The organism is Citrobacter sp. S55_ASV_140 (assembly GCF_018919505.1).
GTDB classification, from domain to species: Bacteria; Pseudomonadota; Gammaproteobacteria; order Enterobacterales; family Enterobacteriaceae; genus Citrobacter; species Citrobacter werkmanii.
This window is the reverse complement of sequence record NZ_JAHLQZ010000245.1, coordinates 1-4,898: the sequence shown is the minus strand read 5'-3', so window position 1 is coordinate 4,898 and position 4,898 is coordinate 1. Positions and strand designations below refer to the sequence as shown.

The 4,898-nt window shown below is 51.0% G+C and carries 3 protein-coding genes and 1 pseudogene; 3 read left to right on the top strand and 1 reads right to left on the bottom strand.

Annotated features, from left to right (window positions below; genetic code table 11):
- From pat to KQJ18_RS21480, 3 genes and pseudogenes are all read left to right on the top strand, one after another.
- Nucleotides 1-1,282, top strand: a pseudogene (gene pat / locus KQJ18_RS21495) (protein lysine acetyltransferase); the annotation flags it as partial.
- Between the two features lie 114 nt (nt 1,283-1,396).
- Entirely contained in the window at nt 1,397-2,752 is a 1,356-nt protein-coding gene (gene pssA / locus KQJ18_RS21485) for a CDP-diacylglycerol--serine O-phosphatidyltransferase (RefSeq protein WP_038642732.1), read from the top strand.
- A 43-nt stretch (nt 2,753-2,795) separates the two neighbouring features.
- Nucleotides 2,796-3,119, top strand: coding sequence for a YfiM family lipoprotein (locus tag KQJ18_RS21480; RefSeq protein ID WP_038643310.1), 324 nt, complete (start codon nt 2,796-2,798; stop codon nt 3,117-3,119).
- Here the strand turns inward: KQJ18_RS21480 and KQJ18_RS21475 are convergent.
- Nucleotides 3,116-4,414, bottom strand: coding sequence for an MFS transporter (locus tag KQJ18_RS21475; RefSeq protein WP_061382224.1), 1,299 nt, complete (start codon nt 4,412-4,414; stop codon nt 3,116-3,118). The two genes, KQJ18_RS21480 and KQJ18_RS21475, sit on opposite strands and share 4 nt — an antisense overlap.
- Nucleotides 4,415-4,898: the final 484 nt, after the last annotated feature.

Here is a 4,898-nt window from a genome sequence, read left to right as displayed (position 1 = left end):
CACGAACACCGCCGAGGCGCATAATCTGTTACAGCAGGCGATTGCCGAAGGGGCCACATCGCTGGATACCCATGAAGTGCAGCCAATTTTACAAGCTTATGGCTTACACACGCTCCCGACCTGGATCGCCAGCGACAGCGCGGAAGCTGTGCATATCGCAGAGCAGATCGGCTATCCGGTGGCGCTCAAGCTGCGTTCCCCTGATATCCCGCATAAATCGGAAGTTCAGGGGGTAATGCTCTACCTGCGTACGGCAACAGAGGTACAGCAGGCCGCGAATGCGATTTTTGATCGGGTGAAAATGGCCTGGCCGCAGGCGCGTATCCACGGTTTATTAGTGCAAAGCATGGCGAATCGCGCTGGCGCTCAGGAACTCCGCGTCGTCGTTGAACACGATCCGGTATTTGGCCCGCTGATTATGCTGGGTGAAGGTGGGGTTGAGTGGCGACCAGAAGAGCAAGCCGTGGTGGCATTGCCGCCATTGAACATGAATCTGGCGCGTTATCTGGTGATCCAGGGGATCAAAAATAAGAAGATCCGCGCTCGTAGCGCACTACGCCCACTGGATATCGCCGGACTAAGCCAGCTTCTGGTGCAGGTATCCAACCTGATCGTCGATTGTCCGGAAATTCAGCGTCTGGATATCCATCCGCTGCTGGCCTCCGCCGGTGAATTTACCGCGCTGGACGTCACGCTGGACATTGCCCCTTTCACGGGCGATAACGAAAGCAGATTGGCTGTACGCCCCTACCCTCATCAGCTTGAAGAGTGGGTTGAGTTGAAGAACGGCGAGCGCTGCCTGTTCCGCCCCATTTTGCCAGAGGATGAACCTCATCTGCAGCAGTTCATTTCTCAGGTAACCAAAGAAGATCTTTATTATCGCTATTTTAGTGAGATCAACGAATTTACCCATGAAGATTTAGCCAATATGACACAGATCGACTACGATCGTGAAATGGCCTTTGTCGCTGTGCGTTGTAGAGATAATCATGAAGAGATCCTCGGCGTGACGCGAGCTATCTCGGATCCTGATAACGTAGATGCCGAGTTTGCCGTCCTGGTTCGTTCTGATCTCAAAGGACTTGGACTGGGTCGCCGATTGATGGAAAAATTAATTGCCTATACCCGAGATCACGGACTTAGACGCTTGAATGGTATTACGATGCCAAACAATCGCGGTATGGTCGCCCTGGCCCGGAAACTCGGGTTCGTTGTTGACGTCCAACTCGAAGAGGGGATTGTTGGGCTAACGCTTAATCTGGCCCAATTTGAGGAATCGTGAGTAAGGTACTGGAAATGTTGACCACATTAATGGGTACTGGTGGTATCATTGCCCGCTTATGTCGTCTGCATAGCACAGAGGACCCTTCAATGAACAGAGAAGAAATGCACTGTGATGTTGTCAAAATTTAAGCGTAATAAACATCAACAACACCTTGCCCAACTACCCAAGATTTCTCAGTCAGTTGATGATGTAGATTTCTTTTATGCTCCCGCTAATTTCAGGGAGACTCTGCTGGAAAAAATCGCCAGCGCGACGCGACGGATCTGCATTATTGCGCTGTACCTGGAACAGGATGACGGTGGCAAAGGCATACTCGACGCGCTCTATGCGGCAAAACGGCAGCGTCCTGAACTGGATGTCCGGGTGCTTGTCGACTGGCACCGAGCCCAGCGCGGGCGCATTGGTGCTGCGGCATCTAATACCAATGCTGACTGGTATTGCCGCATGGCGCAAGAAAACCCCGGTATCGATATTCCTGTCTATGGCGTGCCGATTAACACGCGCGAAGCCCTTGGCGTTCTGCATTTCAAAGGCTTTATCATCGATGACAGCGTCCTGTATAGCGGCGCCAGCCTGAACGATGTTTATCTGCATCAGCATGATAAATATCGCTACGACCGTTATCAGCTGATTCGCAACGCGCAAATGGCCGATATCATGTTCAATTGGGTGGCGCAAAACCTGATGAATGGTCGCGGCGTTAATCGTCTTGATGATATCAATCGCCCTAAAAGCCCGGAAATTAAAAACGACATCCGCTTGTACCGTCAGGAACTGCGCGATGCGTCATTCCATTTTCAGGGAGATGCGGATAATGAACAGCTTTCTGTTACGCCTCTGGTTGGACTCGGAAAATCCAGTCTGTTAAATAAGACTATTTTCCACCTCATGCCCTGCGCAGAGCACAAACTCACAATTTGTACCCCTTATTTCAATCTGCCCGCCATACTGGTGCGCAATATCATTCAGCTGCTGCGTGAAGGGAAAAAGGTCGAAATCATTGTCGGTGATAAAACCGCCAACGACTTTTATATCCCGGAAGATGAGCCTTTTAAAATCATCGGCGCGCTGCCCTATCTGTATGAAATTAACCTGCGCCGTTTCCTGAGCAGACTGCAATATTATGTGAATACCGACCAGTTAGTCGTGCGCTTATGGAAAGATGATGACAACACTTATCATCTGAAAGGTATGTGGGTTGATGATAAATGGATGCTGCTCACCGGCAACAACCTTAATCCTCGAGCCTGGCGTCTGGATCTGGAAAATGCCATCCTTATCCACGATCCTAAGCAAGAGCTGGCGCCCCAGCGCGATAAAGAGCTGGAGCTTATCCGCACGCATACCACCGTGGTTAAGCACTACCGCGACCTGCAAAGCATTGCTGACTATCCAGTCAAAGTGCGTAAGCTGATCCGTCGACTACGCCGTATTCGTATCGACAGATTAATTAGCCGTATTCTGTAACCAAAACCCCGTCACTGACGGGGTTTTTCATATGGAGGCAACGGTGCGCCTGTTTATTCTTACCAGTATCCTGGCTATTTCTGGCTGCAGCCACATGGCAAACGACCGCTGGAGCGGACAAGACAAAGCTCAACATTTTATTGCCTCCGCCATGCTTGCCGCAGCCGGTAACGAATATGCCCAGCATCAGGGTAACAACCGAGATCGCAGTGCGGCTATTGGTTTGATGTTCTCAGTCAGCCTGGGCGCGTCAAAAGAACTGTGGGACAGCCGCCCCGCTGGGAGCGGCTGGAGCTGGAAGGACTTTGCCTGGGATGTTGCGGGCGCCTCAACCGGCTATGCAGTCTGGCAACTGGCGCATCATTAGAGGCGCAGCCCTTTCCCCTTACCATGTAGCATCAGCGATACTAAAAATGCGACGACTGCCAGCGCGGTAACGTACCAGAAGAATGTGGTTTCCATACCGATGGATTTCAGGGATAAGGCAACATATTCGGCTGAACCACCAAACAGAGCATTCGCCACCGCATAAGATAACCCAACCCCCAGGGCGCGTACCTGCGCCGGAAACATCTCAGCTTTCAGAATGCCGCTGATGGACGTATAGAAACTCACGATCAACAAGGCGCACATTACCAGAGCAAACGCCATATACGGAGACGTCACGTTTTGCAATGCAGTCAAAATGGGAACGGTGAAAATCGCAGCTAATGCGCCAAAGCATAGCATGGAAGTACGTCGGCCAATTTTATCTGACAAAGCGCCAAACAATGGTTGCACCAGCATGAACACGCACAGTGCCGCCGTCATAATCCCACTGGCTACGTTGGCATGCATACCTGCGGTATTAACCAGGTACTTCTGCATATAGGTTGTGAAGGTGTAAAAACACAGCGAGCCAGCAGCAGTAAAGCCAAGCACCATGATGAAGGCTTTGCGATTACGCCACAGACCTTTCAGAGAGCCCGCTTCTTTCAGCGCGCGAACGTCCTGTTTCGAGGTTTCATCCAACTGGCGACGCAGCCATAGCGCGACAATAGCTAACACGGCTCCCAGCGCAAATGGAATACGCCACCCCCACTCTCTGAGCGCTGAATCTTCTAAGGTTTGCTGTAAAATGACCACAACCAGTAATGCCAATAGCTGCCCGCCAATTAACGTTACGTACTGGAATGAAGCATAAAAACCTTTCTTACCTTCAATGGCCACTTCACTCATGTAGGTAGCGCTGGTCCCGTATTCGCCCCCGACAGACAGTCCCTGAAATAGTCTGGCCAGTAGCAATAGCGCAGGAGCCCAGGTACCGATGGTTTCATACCCCGGAAGACAAGCGATCACCAGCGATCCCATACACATCATACAAACTGACAGCAGCATGGATTTTTTGCGCCCGTGCTTATCAGCGATGCGACCAAACAACCAGCCGCCAATTGGTCGCATCAGAAAGCCTGCGGCAAAAACGCCGGCAGTCTGTAAGAGTTGCGTAGTGGTGTTTCCTGATGGAAAAAAGATATGAGCAAAATAGAGAGAGCAGAAAGAATAGATATAGAAATCAAACCATTCGACCAGATTCCCTGATGATGCTCCGACAATCGCCCAAATACGACGGCGGGTATCGCCGTCTGTCAGCGTCCCGTTCTCAGTTACACTGCTATCAGCCATTAGAATTATACCCCTGCCAAGGATCGCGTGAATTTATCAATGCTAGTTGTGTCTTTTTTGGTAAACCAAATGTTATATAATTGTTACAATTAATTATGCGATATAAGTCACGGTTTTAATTAGCACAGAAAGGATTCAGATATGTTCAAGGGGATAGAGTTGGAGGTCGCATAAGGCGACAGGTTTCATTTCGTACAGACGCAAAAAAGCCCATCCGGCAGGATGGGCTTTTGCACTTGTTTGATGCCTGGCAGTTTATGGCGGGCGTCCTGCCCGCCACCCTCCGGGCCGTTGCTGCGCAACGTTCAAATCCGCTCCCGGCGGATTTGTCCTCCTCAGGAGAGCACTCACCGACAGACCACAGATAAAACAAAAGGCCCGGTCTTTCGACCGGGCCTTCCGCTTTTATTTGATGCCTGGCAGTTCCCTACTCTCGCATGGGGAGACCCCACACTACCATCGGCGCTACGGCGTTTCACTTCTG